We start from the raw sequence: 20,616 nt of genomic DNA on the forward strand, positions 1-20,616 counted from the left end.
AAGAAACACAGTTTTGAACGCTATTCCATGGGTAAGCCATGGGATTTCACATTCAACTTATGCCTCCGCCTACGTGCTCTTTAAGCCCAGTGATTCCGAACAACGGTTGCCATCTCCGTATTACCGCGGCTGCTGGCACGGAGTTAGCCATGACTTCATTTTGTGCCTTTTTCAATTACAGATAGTATTATTATCTGCACCTTACTAACACATGTTAGGAGTTTACAACCCGAAGGCCTTATTCCTCCACGCGGCGTCGCTGGGTCAGACTTGCGTCCATTGCCCAATATTCCTTCCTGCTGCCTCCCGTAGGAGTCGGGCCCGTGTCTCAGTGCCCGTGTGACCGTCCACCCTCTCAGGCCGGCTATCCATCAATGCCTTGGTAGGCTTTTACCCCACCAACTAGCTAATAGAATACAAACCCCTCTCTAAGCATGAGGCCCGAAGGTCCCCCACCTTTAATTACAACAACATGCATCGCTGTAACCTTATGCGGTATTAGCAGTCCTTTCGAACTGTTATCCCCCTCTTAGAGGTAGGTCATTTATACGTTACTCACCCTTTCGCCGCTCTCCATTCCCGAAGGAACTTCTCGCTCGACTTGCATGGAATAAGCACGCCGCCACCGTTCGTTCTGAGCCAGGATCAAACCCTTCAAATAAAAAGTTTCTCCTGTTTTGTTCTTCTCACAAAGTTCTTAAACTTAATGAGCTCACACACTCGTTCTTTCTCTTTCCCTTTTTTTCAAAGATCTAAAATCTCAATAAAACCAAATTTTTTTTCTTTGCCTTTATTGAGATCAACAACTTGTTCAAAGTCGTTTTTTTCGTTTCGTGCTCGACAAGTATATCACTTATCTTTTGTTTGTCAACTTCTTTTTAAAATCTTTTTCAAAGTTTCTTAAAAGTGCTGAACAAACTTGGTTCCTCTTTTTAAACAACCAGTTTTTTTTGGTTGCCCTTTCGTTCAAGGAGAAGGGATTATAGCACGGCTTCTTCAACAGTCAATGTCTTTTCTTTTTTTTTCTTCATCTTTTATTCGGTAAAAAACATAAAGTATTGTAAAAAAGTAGCTTACGTTTTAAAAAAATATTAAATTACTTACTAAGAAAACCTTTATAACATCATTTTTTCGTTATCTTTACAACATTATAACGTATAAAATCGTTAAGTAAACAATGGCGTAGAGCATTACCACCGACTAAACTTCGAAAATAATAGTCAGGATAAAACCTTAAGAGCAAACAACAAACACGAATTATATAGTCTCTAACTCTGTTCAACTCTAAATACGAAGTTAAATCAACAACATCTTCCACTACTAAACCAAAACGTGCCGCTTCTTTTTGTAAATAGTCAACAGTACAAATACCAGGTGCATACCAGTTCCTCTTAAAGATTTCGACATAACGGTTATTTGCCGCTTTATCATTTGCAAGAAAATCGTCGATGATAATACAAGTACTATCTTGTTTAGTGCAAAAAGCTATTTGTTCTATTAATTTTTGAGGTGAATGGCTATGAACAAACGATTCAATAGCAAAAACAAGATCTACTTTTGGTATTGAAGGTGGGACTAAATGGTAATCACCTAATGCGATATTGACATTACTTATTTGTAAACGTTCTTTTAACAAAAGTGAAAGTTCTTGCTGCTTGTCACTATTTGTCAAACCATACAAATCTATGTTAGGAAAACGTTTTGCTAAAAAAAACAACGACCCTCCGACTCCACATCCTAAATCAAGGACAGCCATTCTTTTATCATTGCCTACATTCAACAACTGCTCATAAATATATTCATTTTGATATAAAATAGCGCTGCTACGATCACTTATTCCTGGAAACCATACTGCACGATGTATAGCAAAATCTTTTTTCCCATGTCCCCAGCGCAAGAATTTAGAAGTGTTATTATTGTAGTAGTTAGCAATGTCTTTTTCAAAGTTCATAAGAGCTCCAACCATGACGTTTCTCAAACCAAAGCTTCAATAACAAAAACAAAATTATTCCAGCAATAAGATCAATGGCATAGTGGTAACGAAGATACAAAGTAGAAAACAAAATTCCAAAAGCAAACGGTAACATAAAATTAAACCGAAAGCGATGACAATGATAGTCATAATCCAACAGCACAAGTAAAACCATGGTATGCAAACTGGGAAAAACATCGTACCCTGGCGAAGCGTTTTCTATAAAGGAGCTAATCAACTGCGAAATAACCCCACCATTTATTTCAAAAGAATACAAATGAGTATAGGCATATCGCGGTCCAACTGCTGGAACCAAAATATATATAACAAAACCCAAAAAAAATGCATTAAAGAGGTAATGTGCTGCTAATTGCGCTTTGTTTAATTGCACAAATAAACAATGAGTAAGAAAAACGGCTAAATAAATATCATACAACACATATAATAAATTATTAATATCTGTTAACCACACGGAGTGAAACTGCTCCATATATATAGAAAGAGTTTTACCAAACAAAAATTCATCGCAACGCAACAAATAATGATCTTTTAATGCAATTGAAAACAAATCAACAATTTTATGTATAGACTGATATATATAAAATATGAACACAAATCCCAGTGCCAAACGCAATTTCGCTAAGAATTTGTTTTCTCGGTGACGTACAAGCCAAAAAAGAGATGCTATATATATAGTAGTGAATATCCCTAACTCTAGAGCAAAGTAACTCCTCAAAAACAAACCATAGCAGCTACTAATCAAACCTAAGACAATAAAAGCATACTCATATTTAAAAGTCTTTATCATAACTCTATTTCCAAAGCGTTACCTAACTCAACTCCCATAGTTTTATATGCTGACAAGCGACTTTTAAAAGAACTACGTAAGACCCCTAATTCATCTATGTAGTCAAAAATTTTAGGCTGGACTTTTCCTTCACAAGTACGTAAAATTCGTCCTAAATATTGAATAACACGTCCAGAAAATTTAACAGGTGTTGCTAAAAACAATGAACTAAGACTTTTACAATCAAACCCCTCTCCAACCAAACGACCACTAGCAACTAAAATATCAATTCGCTGTTCATCTAAATCGCGAACTATTTTTTTGCGAACGGATGATTTCGTGTCCCCTGTTAGAAGTTCTACCGACATACCACTTTTAGAAACAAGAATTTCATGTAGTGTTTCACAGTGATTTTTTCGATCAGAGAGAACTAGACAAATTCCTCTTCTTTGTTGAGCCTCTTCTATTACATCATCCACAATAAGTTCATTGCGCGCACGATTATTTACAAGTTCTTGTAGTAAAGCTTGATATTCACTAGAACCGTTAATTTCAGAGTAAAAATTTGTTTCACGTACTACTAGAGAAGCGACCATAATCTTGTTGTGTTTTTGCAATTCTTGGGGAGAAATACTGTAAACACTGTCTCCCATGTAAAAATAGATCACTTTGGTAAGTTTATCTCGACGATATGCAGTAGCACTCAACCCTAACATGTAACGACTATCAAAATGTTTAATCGCTTCTGTAAAAGTTCGACTTGGTACACGATGACACTCATCGACAATTAAATGTCCTATTTTATCAGCTAGTTCATCTACACATTTGTATAAAGAATTAACAATTGCAATTGTTAGTGGTTTTCCAATTACGCGATTACCATCACCAACTAAGCCAATTTCACTTTCCTTCATACCTAAGAATTCTACCGCTCGATCGCGCCACTGATACAAGAGCTCTTTAGTGTGACAAATAACAAGAGCAGGTTGTTTTCGTGCAGCAATCACTGCCAAAGCCATAACAGTCTTTCCGCTTCCCGTCGGACTATTTAGTACTCCAAATCTACGAGCAACAATACTTTCAACGGCTTTTTGTTGAAATGTATAAAGTTCTCGACAGAAATTTACATCAATTTCAGGAAGCAATCGCGTTTCTTCAGCAACATTATACTTCACTTCATGCATTCGTAATATTCCCAATGCTTGTGCAGAAAAACCTCGAGGGACAAAAATCTTATTTTTTTTCTTTTTAAAAAAGCTCAGTGTAGGTGAAATATTATATGTAGAACGATGCTGTCTCTCTGCAAGTACATACTCTGGATTAGTAAAAGTGAGTCTTTTTTTCAAATACGCTTCTGCTTCTTCCGGCAATTTTCCTTTAATTATCAGTTCGTTGTTCACCATTATATTAATCATAGGTCCGTTTTATCCTTATGGTAAAATATGCTCTAAAGGTACCAGTATCTTAGCAGTCCGACAAAAATAAAATAGCTAGGACGTCAACACAGCCTAACCAAATCCCAATAATTATCCATTTTATTAAACTAAAACTCAGTTTTACTGCAAGTGAAAATACACAATTTAGAGTACAAAAATATCGAGATTTATCATCTTATGGTAAAATTTCATCCTCATTTCAAAATCCAAATGGCCGCTCCAAAGTAATTGGCCTGTAATTTAAAGCTATAAAGCAATTTGCAAACACACACTAATATGGTAAAATAATAATTGACTTGACTGGTCACTTATTATTTTTTTAGGTGCAATTAAAACACAAACAGATCAATTCTTATAACTCAGATTAGATATTACAAATGAAAATAACAGATCATATAAAAAATGCGCAAGGTCTTCCGCTTTTCTCCTTTGAATTGCTACCACCAGTAAAAGGCGATGGTATAGGAAGTATTTTTAAGTTAATAGACGAACTAATGCCCTTTAATCCAGCTTTTGTCGATGTGACCTACCACAGGCAAGATTACACTTACGTCGAATCTTCCGATGGGAAAATAGAGAAACGTCCCTATCGTAAACGACCAGGAACTGTGGGGATTTCAGCTGCGATTATAAACCGTTACCAGGTAGATGTTGTACCTCATATGGTTTGCGGAGGCTTTACAAAACAAGTTACTGAAGACGCCCTAATAGATCTTCACTTTTTAGGTATCCATAATATTCTTGCTCTGCAAGGTGATAAACTATCACATGATAAAGAATTTATTGGAGAAAAAAATGGGCACAAGTATGCATCAGATTTACTAGAACAGATTATAGATATGAATAGTGAAAAGTACATTGATCCAGATTTAGTTGTAAAAGATGCAACTAATTTTTGCGTAGGAGTAGCTGGTTATCCAGAAAAGCACTACCAAGCAGCAAATATGGAAACAGATATGCATTACTTAAAGAAGAAAATCGATATGGGTGCTGAATTTGTTATAACACAAATGTTTTTCGATAACAAAAAGTACTTCAGTTTCGTCGAAAAATGTAGAGAAATGGGTATTAATGTGCCTATTATACCAGGAATTAAGCCTATCACTTCTATCAAGCAACTACAAATACTCCCAAGTACTTTCTACATAGATATTCCTGTTGAACTAACAAATCAATTGCAAGAAGCTCGGACAGGAAAAGAGGTGCGAAAAATAGGCAGAGAGTGGTGCACAAAACAATGTCAAGAATTAATAGAATACGGAGTTCCTTCACTTCATTTTTACACGATGGGAAAAATAAATCCCGTAAAGCAAATTGCCGCAGAACTTTTTAGTTAGCGTCATTTTCCGTGAACCTCTAGATGATATTATAAAAATGTCCTTACCAAAACATATCTAAAATTTTTAGTAAGGACATTTTTAGGTTGTACTATGTGAAAGTAAGAGCCAGTAACCTAAGTTGCTTATTTTTTAGAAGGCTCCATTTCTTCTACTTTCGCTTCTTTTTTTTCTACCTTAGCCTCTGTTTTTTTAGGCAATTGACTTACACCTTTTTGTAATTTTAATGAGATGGAGTTAATACAATATCTCATACCAGTCGGTCGTGGTCCATCGTTAAAAACGTGCCCAAGATGAGAATCACAAACATTACAAACCACTTCAACGCGAGTCATACCAAGAGAACGATCCTCTATTTCGCCAACATTTTTATCAACAATAGGTTGCCAAAAACTAGGCCAACCAGTACCTGATTTATATTTAGTCTCAGACGAAAATAATGGTGTGCTACAAGCAGCACATTGATAAATTCCTTTTTCTTTAGAATTCCAATACCCTTTGTAACGACTCTCGGTACCTTTTTCGCGTAATACATAATACTGATCTTTTGTTAAAATTTCTTTCCATTCTTTTTCTGTCTTGGTAATTTTTTTTACATCTGGATTATTTTTCTTTTTCTTATTATTAGCTGCTTGACTATTGCTGTGACTGCATGCTACAAAAAAAGCGAACATTAATATAATAATTCTCGACATTTAAGTCTCCTGTATATTCAATTTATGATTTTATTTAGGTACGTCGACATTTAGTCGTATAACTTGACCAAAACATACAAACTTAAATAAATTTCTCTAAGTCCCCAGCTAAGTCAACAGCTTTAAAATAACGTAGCTCTTTATTTTTAGCTATCGCTTTCAAGCATATATTTGAAATCTCTTGTGGTATTTTTGGGTTTATTATATTTGGCGCAACAGCTTCTTCGCTTACAATTTGGCGTAATAATTCATATGTTGATTTTGATTGAAAAGGAATTGTACTTGTTAACAGCGTGTATAAAATAATACCAAGCGCATATATATCAACGCGATGATCTATTTCAGATATTTTTCCCAATGCCTGTTCTGGCGGCATATGTGTAATTGTGCCCATGATCATTCCTGTTGCTGTCAACCTTTGACCATCATCAATCATTTTACTCAGTCCAAAATCCATAATTTTAGGCTCGCCGTTTTCTTGAATGATAATGTTATCAGGTTTTAAATCGCGGTGAATAATATTCTCTTCATGAGCATAATCAATAGCATAACAACATTGGACAAACATCTTAAGTATCTCACGACGAGTAAATTGATTCCCTTGCAAAATTTCCGTAAGTAAAATTCCGCGGACATACTCCATAGTAAAATAATATTGATCTTGAATTGCACCTAAATCATAAATCTCAACTATATTAGGATGAATTAACCGAGCAGTAAGTTTTGCTTCTCGTAGAAATCGAGTTCTTCCTTCAGCAGTAGGTTGCCTTGCTACTAACATTTTTAAAGCCACTTCTTTTTGAAGATGCTTATCAAAAACAGCATACACTCGACCCATTGCTCCAGAACCAAGAAAAGATTTTTTTTGATATCTGTCGTTAATGACAAGAGGAAGATTTTTACTAGAAACATCTTTCGAGTCATCCTTAAGTAAACTAAAAGTGTGTTCGCATTTTCGGCAAGTTATTTCACGCCCATAAATTTCTTCTTTTTCGATAATCTTAACGGCTTCATTACAGTTAGAACAATAAAAAGTGAGTACTTTTGGTGGATCACACAAATTATCAGAGCTTAAAAGAAAAACATTGTTACACCGAGAGCATTTGAGAGATTTACCTATCGGATCTACATTTTTTTGTACATTAGATAAGCGCGAACAGTAAGTGCATTGAAAAGTTAATAGCTCCAAAGATATTCTCCATACTTCATTTTATATCGGGCATCTCTACATTTAGATTTCTATTTACAATATTATTTTAGGAGTGGCTAAGTCCTTTGAAAAATAAATTTGCGTTATGCAAGGAGAAAGTCCCAACAAGATCTCTTGGGTAACTAAATGATAGATCATAAATCTCGGCGCGCCCTCTACTCTAGTTTACAATCAACTGATATGCAATTTCGGATGACGATGTTCGCACTCCAATAAAACATTCATTCTTTAACTTTATCGCACCTTCTTTGATACAATAATCAAAATACTCTACTCCTTGTAGATCATCTAAAACAGGTAAAATATCTTTGATTTTCTTGAATTCTCCTGCGCGAAAAAAGCCCAAATTATCCATGTTTTCTGCATCTATTAATTCATTGGCATTTTGGTCTTTTATAGCGAGGTTATTTATAGCAACGCCTGTTTTCATACTCAAAAGGGCATCAAGAGAACTTGCAACAATCGAATCTTTAGAACTAAAATCATAAACATTCGCATTATAAAGAATATTTTTGTTTCGCGAAGTTGAAAACAAATACAAACCTTTGTTTTCAGGATGTACAGCGATAAAGCAGTTGAAACGCGAAACCTCACTCGCAGCCAAGACTAAATCGTTTTCTTTTTTTCGTCCGATGAGAAAATAATCTTTATCCGAGCAAACACTATACGATTTACTAGATCCCTTAACTTCTTTTAAATACGCTGTCATATTTTCAATCCGTACTATAGTTACTAGGACACATCAACGCACCCTATAAGTCGATTTAATTCTTTTTGTATTTGTGTATTATAATCACGTTGCGTGTGAATTTCAATGAGGCATGTTTTTTTTTGCTGAATACAAGAGCGATAAATTTTAGTAAAATGCGTTTGATTCCGTGGCTGAAAATAACAAATAGAAAACATTTTAGCAACATTTTCAAAAGTAAATGAATGCGGTGTTACAAAATAATCTTCAAAAATATCTATAAAATTAGCAATCGGTAGCTTTTCAAAAATACTTCCTCCTTGGTTATTAAGAAGCACCACGCAAACAGGAAACTCAGTGTTTTTTAGTAAGGAAAGAGAATTTAAATCGTGGATAAGAGAGATATCCCCAAGAACAACGGTAACTGCTCCTTTTAATCCTTGGGCCATTCCAATTGCAGTGGCTAAGTTCCCATCAATACCGCTTGCACCGCGATTACTGGCCACAAAAATATTTTTATCCCCATAAGAATACATATCAAAATAACGAATAGCTAAACTATTGCCAATAAATAATCCTTTAGTCCCAATATTTAACATCTGAGCAATCGAAAAAACGGTACTTAATTCATTAAGGGAATCATTATTGGTAAGCAAGTCTCTTTGAATTCTTTGTACTTGTTGTTGATTGTTAAGTAAATCTTTTTTGAAATTTTCTTCTATATTAAATGGTATTTGATCTAACATCAAGCGACAAAATACTCCACAATTACTCTGTACGTGATGAGTAACCGCATGAAAAGGATCATAGCGTCTACTACTGCTTTTTACTACAATATAAGTTTCCGGTTTGCATTCACCAATAAACTGCAAGATACGCTTCGATACAATCTGTTCACCAAGATGAAGGATACAATCGGGTTCGTATTGCCTCCACTGTTCTTTTTGCAAAAGCATATTATCAAAATGTAAGAGAAAATTAGGATGCGGCTTAAACCGAAAGCCAGAACAAATATCAGGAACAACAGGCCAACCACACTTGTGCAAAAACTCTGCAATGAATAATATATCCTCGTTATTATTTAACCTTCCAACAATAATAATTCCGCGTTGTGCTTGCGAGAGACTCTTGGCAATATCAGAAATGTCTAAAGGACATTTCTTTGATTGTGTATAAAAAGTATAAGGTGCATTGTTGTTTGTCCAACGTTCAGGAAGAGCAGTATTATGATCAGATAAATTTTCAGGTATAGGGGCTAAAGGTTCGCGTAACATACAGTTAATATGTATAACTCCGGGAGAGTTAACTGCCTGATAGATTCCTTGATCAACTGTTGTTAGAAGATACGGTAGCGGAATTTTTTCTGTTGAGCACGGAAGATTTACCTGCCAAGAGCAATATTTTCCGTACATGTTTGGTTGGATGATAGTTTGATTTGCTCCCGTGTCTAAAAGTTCAGGAGGACGATCTGCTGATAAAACAATGAGTGGTATACCGTCAGTTGAAGCCTCTACAATTGCAGGCAAATAATTTGCAACTGCCGTTCCAGAAGTGCAAACAAGTACTGCAGGTTTTCCTGTTGCGCGAGCATAACCAAGGGCATAAAAAGCTGCTGCTCGTTCGTCATAGAAAATTTTTTTCTGGGCTTTTTCTGCACGAGCAATAGCGCAAGTAATAGGAGAAGAACGCGATCCTGGAGATATGCAGAATTGAGTTACTTTATTGCGTATGCATTCCTCAACAATAAGGCTCATCCAAAAAACATTCATATTTTCGTATTGTATGTTCATCATAATGGTGACTCTTTACCAAAAATACAATCAAAATTCCTCATCTTATCTTCAATTTCATTCCATTCTTTTTCAACAGACGAACTTTCAACTATCCCAGCTCCTGCAAAAAGATGTAGTATATTATTCTGTACTAAGCACGAACGTATTGCTACAGCAAATTCAGCGCTATCCTTTCCCAACCAACCAATAGGACCTGCAAACCAACCGCGATCAAAACTTTCTAGCTTTGCAATCAGGTCTATATTCTTTTCTTTAGGTAATCCACAAACAGCTGCAGTAGGGTGTAAAAGAGATAAGACATCACTATCGCGAATATCTTTCTTCAAGATTCCTTCGAAAGATGTATACAAATGCTGTAAGTTTTTTAATTTAAGTAATCGAGGAGATTCAACATTAATATATTTTTTACAAATATCATTAAAAACACGTTGAATATTTTCTACCACTAATCGGTGTTCCTTGACATCTTTACTACTTGAAAGCAAATCTTTTCCTAATTCGCTATCTTCTTCTAACGTTTTACCTCGAATTCTAGTTCCAGCAACCGCTTCACTATAAATACGATTATGAAAGCGCTGATATAAGCGTTCAGGAGTAGCTCCCACAAAAGCACAGTCTTTTTCCCATTGTATGTAAAAATTATATGTATTTTCTTGGGTATTGACAAAATGTTGCAATAAACAAAACCCATCTACACAAGAAGAAAAAACAAATGTACTTCGCCTCGCTAGTACTATTTTTTCTATCTCATTTGCACAAAATTGTTTTTGTACATCTTCGAATTGCTCTTTCCATTCATCAAAACTAGGTGAATTCACACGCTCGTTGTACAAGCCCTCAAAATCATACGTTGGCGATAGAAAAAATTCAACGCGTTCAAGTTCATTGACAATGATTTCAAACAATTCAGAATTAGTAGTTCCTTTTTTAAGCAGAATATTGGTAACAAAAAATACTTTATCTTCTCTTCTACAAATTTCAAATTGCGGAATAAAAAACGTAATATTCGCAAAACTTCTCCACAAAGCATCGCAAGTAGAACTATTATCAAAGCGCATGCCACCGTAAAACCGCATACCATTTGGCAATAAATTCAAATGTTTATCAAAATCATCAAAACAATCACTTTTGAAAATTCGAGCTGCACCAACTCCTGCAATAACGAATGTTTTGTCGCGGTTTTCCCAATATATTTTTTCGTCATAGTTTTGAATGCGCAACCAAGAAACAACATCAATATCTTCTATTTCTACTTCTAAACGACTATTTTGGATGCTTTCTTGGGTAAAAAAACTTTGCAACTGACGTAACATCATTTTTTTTACATAAGACATATCATTCAATTCACGAAGATTTTTTGCAACTCTCACAATTTATATTCCTAGAACTAAAATAAATGAATTCTTTCAGCAGTGTTCTAGAGCCAAGCTCTAAATAGTACGATTAACAGCATGTGCGATACTACCAATTTCTTCAACTAGTTTGCGAAATTCTTGCGGTGTAATACTTTGATCTCCGTCTGATAAAGCTTCTTCTGGAGACGCATGTACTTCTATAAGCAAGCCATCAGCTCCAGCAGCAACTGCTCCTCGTGATACCGCTAAAACGTATTTTGAATTTCCTGTTCCATGGCTAGGATCAGCTAATATAGGAAGATGAGTCTTTTCTCTTAGTACAGGAATAGCATTAATATCAAAAGTATTTCGCGTGGCATTTTCAAAAGTTCTTATACCTCGTTCACAAAGAATAACATTTGGATTTCCTTGCGACAGCACATACTCTGAAGCTAACAAAAACTCTTGAATAGTACTACTCATACCTCTTTTTAGAAGTACAGGGAGCTTACTTTTTCCTACAGATTTCAATAAAACAAAGTTTTGCATGTTACGCGAGCCAATTTGTAAGACATCAACATATTGTTCAAACAAAGGCACTAGATGAGGATCCATAATCTCAGTTACAATAGCAAGACCCGTTTTTTCTCTTACCTCTGCAAGCCACTCCAGCGCTTTTTCGCCGTGTCCTTGAAAACTATATGGAGAGGTTCTTGGTTTATAAGCTCCACCTCTAAGAGCTGTTACTCCCATTTCTTTAAGTTCGTAAGCAATATCAATCATTTGCTGCTTACTCTCTACCGAACAAGGTCCAGCTAAAAACAACACTTTTTCGCTTCCTAAAACCTTTGATCCTAGAGAAATAGTTGTTTGTTGATTATCACTTTTTCGGCTATATAAATAGGGAGATTGTGCCGTTGTTTTTTCGACATTATCTTGTGTTTCATAATTGTTCATTTTAATCTCGTTTAGCTTGCTCTTCTAGTGTATGTTTGAATTCTTCTACTTTTTCTAAAAAAAATAACATATCAAAATTGTCCGCTTTTAGAAACATATTTAACATTTCTCTAAATAAAAAAGACAAACGGCAAAGATGTTCCAAACGTTGCAAGGAATTCTCAGAGAAATCTACAGTGCTTTTTGCTTCTGCATTCGCATTTTCAAGTTGTTCACATATGTGTGAAATAACTCCTGTTTCTCTCTGATTAACAACGTGCGTTATCATTTGTAGTAAATTAGTCTCTGCAACAAAATGCCAGGCAGTATTATCATCTATTCGTAATCGATGAACTACCTTCCATGTCTCTAGTTCTCGAACAATCATAGAGACAGCTCCCTTAGAAAGTCTCAAATGTTCTTGTATCTCTATAGCTGAAAAAGGGCGATTTTTTATATACAACAAACACCAAACGCGACCATGATTGCGTTTAAAACCCCAAAATTCGATTGCGCCTCCAATCGCATCTGTCGCTGTTTTTTCCCAAGAAGCTATTTTATTTACAGAAGTCATACTACTTTCCTGTTTTGTGTGCCCGTTTTCTGAAACTACATAACTAAATAAAAACATTGGGTGTAAATTATTAATATTCAATAAATTAGATACCAATATTATTTATTTTCATTCGCCAAAAAAATGTAGTTTTACTCGAATAAAACAATTGTTATTACAATTGACCACTGGTTCTCTGAAACTAAAAATAGCAAAGATGTAAACTCCTCGACTATAAGCAGCTAAGGATCATTGCTCTGTAAGACATACTATTACCTTTTTACAAAGAAATTTTAGTTTTACCATAGTTAACAACAACTAGTTATTTCAGACCTTACTTTACACTACCAAGCAGTAATTTTGTCCAATTTACTATTTCCATTGTCCCTTGAGCATCTTGATATGGTCCAAGTGCATCAATCGCTTGTTTAATTTCTAACTCCAATGCCTCAATCGTAATATCAGCAACACCAGTACGAAGCACCGCTTCTCCAAGACGAGTAACTTCATCTTGCGAAAGCTCAGCACTTTTCCAACTTTGAGAAATTTCTTGGTGTAAGTCGCTATTTATACTTGCCGCTTTTAAAATAGGAAAACTAGGATTAAAGTTACGGATATCAGAAAATCTTTCTTTACCAGGATCACTTCCTTGTAGATCTCTCAAATCATCAGCCATTTGAAAAGCAATGCCTAAGTGTTTACCACATTTTTCAAACCGCGCTGCAATTTCCTCATCACCCACATAAAACCCTACCGCTTGCCCACACCACGAAAACAATTTAGCTGTTTTTCCTTCAGCAATGAAGTACCATCCATCTAACTTAAAATCTAGACACCCTCTAGCCTGAACTTCTAACATTGCCGCTCGTGTCATAGCATCCACAACTCTTACAGCAGTCCGGTGAATATTTGGAGTGTACTTATTCAAGAGGATAAATCCCAAAGACAAAACAAGGTCCCCAGCTAGCACAGCCACTTTGTTTCCCCATTTGCAATTCACTGTTTCCAACCCACGACGCAAACTACTTTCATCCACAACATCGTCGTGCAGTAAACTAGCAGCATGAATCATTTCTGCAGCCACAGATATATCAAGCAATTCAAGTGGGGAAATTTCCATTGCCTCTCCGTAAAGAGAAACTAAACGAGGACGTATTCTTTTTGCACCTTTTGCAAGGCATAAATGACGCGCAGCTTCTATTAGTACTTCTGGTTTTTCACATCCCGTAGGAAGCTCTTCTCCTAAAACGCGCGCAATTTTTTCTTCAACAGCACTCATAAACATACCTTGCGAAAAATTAGTTTGGTATGCTGGCGCTTCATTTTTTGTTGCGTCTTTATCCATATGAGTAGACATATCTCATCCTGAAAGCAATATTATCATTTAGCTACAATTATTTACTATCCACACACAAGTTCAAGAAGTTCAAAACCTCTTGAACTTACACTAGTTAGATTAATCTAAATTAACCAAAATTTCAATCAAAAAAGAAAATTTATTCGGTATTTGAGAAATATTCATCCCATTTTTCAGTAAAAAGCTCATCAAATAACAACTGAGCAACACTATATATCCCTTGATGATTAATTAAATTTTCTTTATTTATTACCATAGCTAAATTAGTACGTCGTCGTAAAAAATCACTAAGCTTAGTGATCATCTCATACTTTTTTACGAACTCTATTTCACAACGGTAGAAACCTATTTCTGGGATTAACAACTCCTGAGAAACATCACCTAAATTTTCTAACAACTCGAAAGCATCTTCATCAAAAAATCTCCACCAACGTTCGGCATGTTTCTGTGGAAGTTGCAAGGTATTTGCTCGATCAAGAAACTCAATGCGACGCTGTTGCGAGGATTCACCATACCAACAAGGTTTAGAACAACCAAAATCAATACCTAATTTTTTTACATGCTCGCAAATTTCATCTCCAACATTTACACAATCAGTAAGTTTTCCTCCAAAAATACTGATAAAACAATCGCTTACCTCAACAACATGCTTGCGAGATAGTTTAAGCCAATCTGCATTTTCATTTGAATTTTTCACCACTAAAGGTCGAACTCCACATCGCTCGGAAATAATATCTTTGTATGTAAGTGGTTCTTCCAAACTCAATAAAGAATTTATATTACTAAGTACAAAATCACGATCTTCTTGCGTCACTTTGGTTTTGGGATTATCAACACGTGTATCTGTCGTACCAATACACGACTTATCCCCCATTGGAACTACAAAAAACATTCTTCCGTCATCGGCAAAAAAAGTTAATACTTTTTCTTCAAATGTAATACGCTTTACAATTAAGTGAATACCTTTAGAAAAAATATGTTGATGAACAGTATTTTGTTTGCTTTTCTCATTATAAACGTCCACATAAGGTCCACACGCATTAATAATAATTTTGGAACGCGCAACAACAGATCGACCGCTTTCTAAATCAATTACTGATGTTGCCCATCCGTTTGTATCTCTAACTGATTCTTTTGCTTGTACATAATTGGCACAAACAGCACCTGCACGCATAGCACTACGCATAAAATTGAAAACAAACCTCGAGTCATTATCTACTAAGTAAGCATCAGAATACTCTATACCACCACTACATTTCTCCGTATTTATCATTGGCTGATGATTTTCAACAAATTTTCTATTAAAAATTTTTGGCTTTTTTGTAAATCCATTACCTATCACCCAGTAAAGCCATGTCCCTAAATAAAGAAAAAAACGTGGAAGGCGTGTATTGTGATTGTGAATAGTAAAAAAACGAATTTCTTTTACTGAAGAAGGAAAACTTCGGCATAATTTATTACGCGACAAACACAGTTTACGCACCAGTGAAAACTCAAATCCTTCTAAATATTTGATGCCTCCCCATACTAAATTAGAACTTGATTGGCTCGTTTCACTTGCAAAATCAGCTTGATCTATCAAAGCTACTTTTATACCCTTATTCGCTAATGCTGCTACACAAGAAGCTCCGTTAATCCCGCCTCCAATAACAAGAACATCGAAAAAATCTCGCTGTAATTTATCAATATTTGTATTTCTTAAAGACATATGATAATTCTTCTGTAAAATAGTATGAGAATACCCAGGTTGTTATACCAATTTGGGCGTCGACACTTATTTCATTACAAATCTAGGGCGTGTCATCATTCAAAATATTGTGTGTTTTTTCGAGCCCGAGCCCGTTTGCGAAACTTTCACTAACAATTTATCAAAGAAGCAAAGTTTCTTTTTCCATCGCAAAAAACTAGTATTGAACCAATAAATCACTTTCTGTCGCCCTCAAAAAGTTTTCGGGCGCGGGCTCGCAAACGGGCTCGGGCTCAATACTACTGGCGTATCATTAAATGAATCCGTTATATTTTTATCTGTATTGAATGATGACACGCCCTAGTTATTATTTTTATTCGCTACCAACAAGTGCACATATTTATAGGAACAACGAAATGGAAGAAATCAATTTACAAACAAAAATACAAACAAAACTGCAAAAACCACCAATGTACATGGTGCTATTTCACAATGATGATTATACAACAATGGAATTTGTTATTTTTGTTTTAATGGCTATTTTTCAAAAATCATTGTTAGAAGCAACAAGTATAATGATGGAGGTACATACAAAAGGAATCGCTCTTGTTGGAATATATACCTTCGAAATTGCGCAAACCTCTGTCGCTAAAGTTGAAGATCTAGCAGAACAGAATGATTACCCTTTCCTAGTTACTGTAGAAGAAACTACATAGTAAAAGGTACAAAGTTGCTCTTTGATTTTATAAAAATGGTCGCTAGATAGAAGCGTTTACTTCCTTGGAAAACCAAGGAAGTATAGATTATCTATTTAATGGAAGGCGTCTTTAATTTTTGAACGTTAAACTCAATTTTCTTAATTGCACTTGGTAAAAAATTCAAATTCTTTTTACTTATTTCTCGCCAATAATAAATATCTTCTTCTCCCAATTGCCAATATAATTCGGCAATATCTGATTTACCTTTCCAGTAAAAAGCAATCAAACCTCCTTTTTCACTTTTAACATGACATCCAACCGAACGTAGTTCTTCGCGACACACCTGCATTTGGCGTTTTATACGAAGGTATCTATCTGTTTTCTTATCTGTTGTACCTAAAAGCTGCTGGTGTAAACTTACCAAATCACTTGTAATACTCTTAATATACGGTAGGGCATTTTTAACTTCTTCTAAAGTAAAGATCTTGGGAGTTTTTCTTTTCATATTTTTGCCGAGTTTTTCTCGCTCCTAGTGTCCTATTATTAGAGCATGTCGACACGCTCTACTTTTAGCAACTATTAGTTCAACCACGGATACCACTTGTCATTGTTTTTTTCTTTGCGAATTTGATCTGTTTTACTAAGCTCAACTAAAGCGCCTAAACCTGCCATAATGCAATTCATCTCTGCCGATTCTTTTTGTTCAGGAGAAATAAAAGAGTTCTTGGTGCGATTTGCGTATGCAGCGCAAACTGTTCCAGCTCGTGCTCCACCAAGATGAGACAAGGTTAATAATACGCTTGTTTCCATTTCGAAATTTTTTACTCGCAATTTTGCTAATTCATCTAATAGATGAGGTTTACGAGGAGGAAACCCAGGTACATGCCGCCCCTGTCCACCATAAAACCCAGGTGAGCAAGCTGTGAGTCCCGTATGATAACGGAATTCTTGCTCTGCACACACTTTTTGCAAAGCCCAAATAGTATCAAAATGTGCCAAAGCAGGATAACCTTCAGGTACAAAATAAGTAGATACATTTTCCAAACGAACTGATCCAGTTGTAACAACCAAATCTCCAAGCTCAATATCTTCTTGTAGAGTACCACAACTTCCAACTCTTATTATAACAGGGTTTTCAATACATTGTAAAATCTCAATTACCGCGATTTCCATGTTACCACACCCAATACCTGTTCCCATAACAGTAACAGGCATTTCTTTATATTTTCCGGTAAAAGAAATGTACTCTCTATTTTGTCTTGTCAAGTCTACCTGATCAAAAAGTTGCGATACACGTTTTGCTCGCGCTGGATCACCACATAACATTATATATGGAGCTACTTCTCCTGGAGCCAAATTCACATGATACTGACGCCCAGACTCTGTTTTTACAATTTCAGCAGATTGTATTTGCCCTTTTTCGTTTTCCACACTTAATCTCTTTCTAGTTCACAGTTTAAAATGTTACTGTCGATAGGTTGCTCTAGTAACCACTTCCAGAAGCTTTAGTGCTATCATCTACAATTTTTACGCTCGCAGAAGCACCTATACGACTAGCTCCCATGCGTATCATCAAGCGTGCAGCTTGTTGATCACGCACTCCTCCGGAAGCCTTTACCCCCATCGAATCACCTACGACTCGACGCATCAATGCTATATCTGAAGCCGTTGCTCCGCCTTTGGAAAATCCAGTGGAAGTCTTTACAAAATCAGCTCCAGCTTTCTTGGCAAGTTCACACGCTTTTATTTTTTGATCGTCATTTAATAAGGCAGTTTCGATAATTACTTTGACCGTTGTTTTTTGAGAAACCGCTTTAACTACACTACGAATATCCTCTTCAACATAATCATAACCACCTGACTTCAGAGCTCCGATATGAATCACCATATCAATTTCATGCGCACCTTCTTTTTCAGCTAACTGCGCTTCATAAGCCTTTACAGAACTAGATGTAGATCCCAATGGAAAGCCAATAACAGTGCATACCATTACATTAGTTCCAACTAATAAATCAGTTGCTAACCCAACATACGAAGGCTGAATACAAACACTAGCAAAATTATATTGCCGCGCTTCATCGCATATTTTTTTTATTTCTTCAGGAGTAGCCTCTGGTTTTAGTAAAGTATGATCTATATAACGAGCTAAATTCCGTCCAACATCAGCAATACCTAAACCAGCTCCTACGCGCGCAGCGCCCACATTGATAAGATTCTGAACTTCTTCTGGTTTTTGCGAAGCACAATGAAATTCGCCAGCGCACCCACCGCATTTTTCTCCGATGGGACATTTAGTGTTTAGTGATTGAACAACTTCTTCCGTAATCACTTTAATTAACTCTTGTGTATCCAAGTGAACGCTTCCTAACTAATTTTATAATTCGCTATGAAATAGGCCAAGAACTTTGTAAAACGGTTTCATCGACATCAATATCATCTACAACTCCCACAATAAATGCTTGAAGAGGAAGCTTTTTATTATTAAATGCTAGTCTCGCTGAACCACCTTCTTTAACAACAATGACAATATCATCTTCTCCTGCATCAACGCGATCAAATGCAACAAGACTCGTACCAATTGCCTGTTGTTCTGTATTTATAGGCTGAACAAGTAATAAACGATTATTTTCTAATTGCTTATTTTTATGTGTGGCAACAACATTTCCCACAACTTTACATAAAATCACGATGTTGTATCCTTGACATAAGTACTCTCAACTATTCCAATCACAGCAGCATCTATAGGAACCATATCACGATGAAAAGGGATAACAGCTTCATAAGCAGTGATGTACAGAACTGTTTCTCCTGGGCCCGCACCTACAGTATCAACAACAGTAATGGGTTGTCCAATACGTTTACTTGTTGCTCCACAAATAGGTTGCATTAACTGCATCTTTGCATCTTCAAGACCAGGATATTTTTGTGTTCCCCATATAGTTCCAATAATAATTCCCATTTGCGGCATATCTAGCCCCTCAAGTATTTCTTTTCTGTCGCCATAATCTTATCAACACGACGCTGATGGCGTCCACCAGCAAAAGGTGTTTCTAACCAGGTTTTTACCATTTCAATAGCAAGACCTTCACCTATAACACGTGCCCCAAGACTCAAGACATTTGCGTTATTGTGCTCTTTTGAGTTTTTAATTTCAAATAAATTATGGCAATGTGCTGCTCTTATTCCTGGAACTTTATTTGCCGTTATAGCACTGCCAATTCCTGCACCATCAATAACAATGCCATTTGCACAGCTTTTTTGCGAAATCATTTTAGCTACTGCATATGCAAAATCGGGATAATCTACAGAATCTGCTGAATGCGTTCCTACATCACATACTTCATATCCCCACTTTCGCAACTCACTCACTAGTAGTTTCTTGAGAATAAGACCACCATGATCACAACCAATTGCTATGCATTTTGGGTTTTGTGGAGATGAATCAAGAGTCTGGCTTCCTGTTACTACGCGAAGTTCAACGTTATTTGCTTCTGCTAAATCGCGCGCCAGCGTAGTGATCACGGCGTTGTTTGTTACCGATATATATTTTGTTTTTGCATCCAGAGAACGTATATGTTGTTCATTCACAAAATCAAGTGGTTCATTATCTTCATGCGAATCCATATGAACAAGAAGTTTCTCTTTTACAAGCTGTTCTATTTTTAAACGATCTACCATAAGATTATTATGTCTCCGCTAATCGATTTAATTTTTCAGAGACCTCTTGCTCGCGACCTTGGTATTCTCTCATCAAGTTTTCAATTGTATCATAATTTAAATTTTCTACAATCGCCATAATCACAGCATCCACAGGCTTATTGTGTGTTTCCTGTGTTTGTCTTGCCGAACTTCCTTGGGCCACAAGAACAAGCTCTCCGACACCAGCTGATACAGTATCAACAGCGATAACAAAATTAGATAAAGGTTTTAACTCTAAATCTACTGCGCGAACAATTAACAAACGTAGACCTTCTAATTTTTCATCTTTTTGAGTCGCCCATACTGTCCCAATAACTCTTCCTAGGAGCATATTTTTTACCTCTGTTGAAATCAAAATTTTTTAGACATTATTAAGAACATTTATTTGTGATGTGTTGATATTTAGATTGTTGTATAAATATCAACACCCACAG

Annotated in this window: 21 protein-coding genes and 1 rRNA gene (1 of these 22 running past the window's edge); 2 read left to right on the forward strand and 20 right to left on the reverse strand. The window is 35.9% G+C overall.

From position 1 onward, the window contains the following. The 4 genes from UABHE_RS27150 to UABHE_RS27165 form a co-directional block, all read right to left on the reverse strand. Positions 1-661 (reverse strand): 16S ribosomal RNA (locus UABHE_RS27150) (it extends 897 nt beyond the left edge of the window). Positions 662-1,123: 462 nt separating this feature from the next. Beyond that, a complete protein-coding gene (locus UABHE_RS27155) occupies positions 1,124-1,951 on the reverse strand; it encodes a cyclopropane-fatty-acyl-phospholipid synthase family protein (protein ID WP_372366448.1) in 828 nt (275 codons plus the stop codon). Continuing rightward, positions 1,941-2,780, reverse strand: coding sequence for a phosphatase PAP2 family protein (locus UABHE_RS27160; RefSeq protein ID WP_372366449.1), 840 nt, complete (start codon positions 2,778-2,780; stop codon positions 1,941-1,943). The genes UABHE_RS27155 and UABHE_RS27160 overlap by 11 nt, the downstream gene beginning before the upstream one ends. Beyond that, positions 2,777-4,174: a DEAD/DEAH box helicase gene (locus UABHE_RS27165; protein WP_372366450.1), complete on the reverse strand. Its 1,398-nt coding sequence runs from the start codon at positions 4,172-4,174 to the stop codon at positions 2,777-2,779. Before UABHE_RS27165 ends, UABHE_RS27160 begins: the two co-directional genes overlap by 4 nt. 398 nt (positions 4,175-4,572) lie before the next feature. Here UABHE_RS27165 and metF point away from each other — a divergent pair, with 398 nt between their 5' ends. Further along, complete coding sequence (gene metF / locus UABHE_RS27170; protein ID WP_372366451.1) at positions 4,573-5,532, forward strand: methylenetetrahydrofolate reductase [NAD(P)H]; 960 nt, start codon at positions 4,573-4,575, stop codon at positions 5,530-5,532. A 125-nt stretch (positions 5,533-5,657) separates the two neighbouring features. Here the strand turns inward: metF and msrB are convergent, their stop codons facing one another. The 9 genes from msrB to UABHE_RS27215 all read right to left on the reverse strand — a co-directional run bounded on the left by msrB (position 5,658) and on the right by UABHE_RS27215 (position 15,806). After that, entirely contained in the window at positions 5,658-6,227 is a 570-nt protein-coding gene (msrB, locus tag UABHE_RS27175; protein ID WP_372366452.1) for a peptide-methionine (R)-S-oxide reductase MsrB, read from the reverse strand. An 82-nt stretch (positions 6,228-6,309) separates the two neighbouring features. Next, the gene (locus tag UABHE_RS27180; protein WP_372366453.1) at positions 6,310-7,416 is read right to left on the reverse strand and encodes a serine/threonine protein kinase; all 1,107 of its coding nucleotides are present in this window, start codon (positions 7,414-7,416) and stop codon (positions 6,310-6,312) included. Positions 7,417-7,597: 181 nt separating this feature from the next. Beyond that, a complete protein-coding gene (locus UABHE_RS27185; RefSeq protein WP_372366454.1) occupies positions 7,598-8,146 on the reverse strand; it encodes a hypothetical protein in 549 nt (182 codons plus the stop codon). Between the two features lie 23 nt (positions 8,147-8,169). Beyond that, the gene (gene menD, locus UABHE_RS27190; protein ID WP_372366455.1) at positions 8,170-9,918 is read right to left on the reverse strand and encodes a 2-succinyl-5-enolpyruvyl-6-hydroxy-3-cyclohexene-1-carboxylic-acid synthase; all 1,749 of its coding nucleotides are present in this window, start codon (positions 9,916-9,918) and stop codon (positions 8,170-8,172) included. After that, positions 9,915-11,288, reverse strand: coding sequence for an isochorismate synthase MenF (locus tag UABHE_RS27195; RefSeq protein WP_372366456.1), 1,374 nt, complete (start codon positions 11,286-11,288; stop codon positions 9,915-9,917). The genes menD and UABHE_RS27195 overlap by 4 nt, the downstream gene beginning before the upstream one ends. A 60-nt stretch (positions 11,289-11,348) precedes the next feature. Beyond that, positions 11,349-12,209 (reverse strand): 3-deoxy-7-phosphoheptulonate synthase, encoded by an 861-nt coding sequence (aroF, locus tag UABHE_RS27200; RefSeq protein WP_372366457.1) that lies wholly within the window; start codon positions 12,207-12,209, stop codon positions 11,349-11,351. A gap of 1 nt (position 12,210) precedes the next feature. Further along, positions 12,211-12,762, reverse strand: a complete 552-nt coding sequence (locus UABHE_RS27205; RefSeq protein WP_372366459.1) for a GbsR/MarR family transcriptional regulator — start codon at positions 12,760-12,762, stop codon at positions 12,211-12,213. Between the two features lie 313 nt (positions 12,763-13,075). Next, positions 13,076-14,098 (reverse strand): polyprenyl synthetase family protein, encoded by a 1,023-nt coding sequence (locus UABHE_RS27210; protein WP_372366461.1) that lies wholly within the window; start codon positions 14,096-14,098, stop codon positions 13,076-13,078. 139 nt (positions 14,099-14,237) lie between these two features. Then, entirely contained in the window at positions 14,238-15,806 is a 1,569-nt protein-coding gene (locus UABHE_RS27215) for an FAD-dependent oxidoreductase (protein WP_372366462.1), read from the reverse strand. Positions 15,807-16,201: 395 nt separating this feature from the next. On the opposite strand from UABHE_RS27215, the gene UABHE_RS27220 reads away from it, so the two are divergent. Continuing rightward, the gene (locus UABHE_RS27220) at positions 16,202-16,501 is read left to right on the forward strand and encodes an ATP-dependent Clp protease adaptor ClpS (RefSeq protein ID WP_372366463.1); all 300 of its coding nucleotides are present in this window, start codon (positions 16,202-16,204) and stop codon (positions 16,499-16,501) included. Between the two features lie 91 nt (positions 16,502-16,592). On the opposite strand, the gene UABHE_RS27225 is transcribed toward UABHE_RS27220, so the two are convergent. From UABHE_RS27225 to UABHE_RS27255, 7 genes are all read right to left on the reverse strand, one after another. Then, on the reverse strand, positions 16,593-16,988 hold the full coding sequence (locus UABHE_RS27225) for a DUF2203 family protein (protein WP_372366464.1): 396 nt from the start codon (positions 16,986-16,988) through the stop codon (positions 16,593-16,595). Between the two features lie 74 nt (positions 16,989-17,062). After that, complete coding sequence (locus UABHE_RS27230; RefSeq protein WP_372366465.1) at positions 17,063-17,914, reverse strand: nucleoside phosphorylase; 852 nt, start codon at positions 17,912-17,914, stop codon at positions 17,063-17,065. 52 nt (positions 17,915-17,966) lie between these two features. Next, positions 17,967-18,653 (reverse strand): deoxyribose-phosphate aldolase, encoded by a 687-nt coding sequence (gene deoC / locus UABHE_RS27235; protein ID WP_372371687.1) that lies wholly within the window; start codon positions 18,651-18,653, stop codon positions 17,967-17,969. Between the two features lie 214 nt (positions 18,654-18,867). Beyond that, a complete protein-coding gene (locus UABHE_RS27240; protein WP_372366466.1) occupies positions 18,868-19,170 on the reverse strand; it encodes a EutN/CcmL family microcompartment protein in 303 nt (100 codons plus the stop codon). Then, positions 19,167-19,451 (reverse strand): EutN/CcmL family microcompartment protein, encoded by a 285-nt coding sequence (locus tag UABHE_RS27245; RefSeq protein WP_372366467.1) that lies wholly within the window; start codon positions 19,449-19,451, stop codon positions 19,167-19,169. The genes UABHE_RS27240 and UABHE_RS27245 overlap by 4 nt, the downstream gene beginning before the upstream one ends. Before the next feature lie 2 nt (positions 19,452-19,453). After that, entirely contained in the window at positions 19,454-20,161 is a 708-nt protein-coding gene (gene rpiB / locus UABHE_RS27250) for a ribose 5-phosphate isomerase B (RefSeq protein WP_372366469.1), read from the reverse strand. 7 nt (positions 20,162-20,168) lie between these two features. Then, positions 20,169-20,513, reverse strand: coding sequence for a EutN/CcmL family microcompartment protein (locus tag UABHE_RS27255; RefSeq protein WP_372366470.1), 345 nt, complete (start codon positions 20,511-20,513; stop codon positions 20,169-20,171). Between the last annotated feature and the right edge of the window lie 103 nt (positions 20,514-20,616).

Source organism: Candidatus Uabimicrobium helgolandensis (assembly GCF_041508025.1).
GTDB lineage: Bacteria > Planctomycetota > Uabimicrobiia > Uabimicrobiales > Uabimicrobiaceae > Uabimicrobium > Uabimicrobium helgolandensis.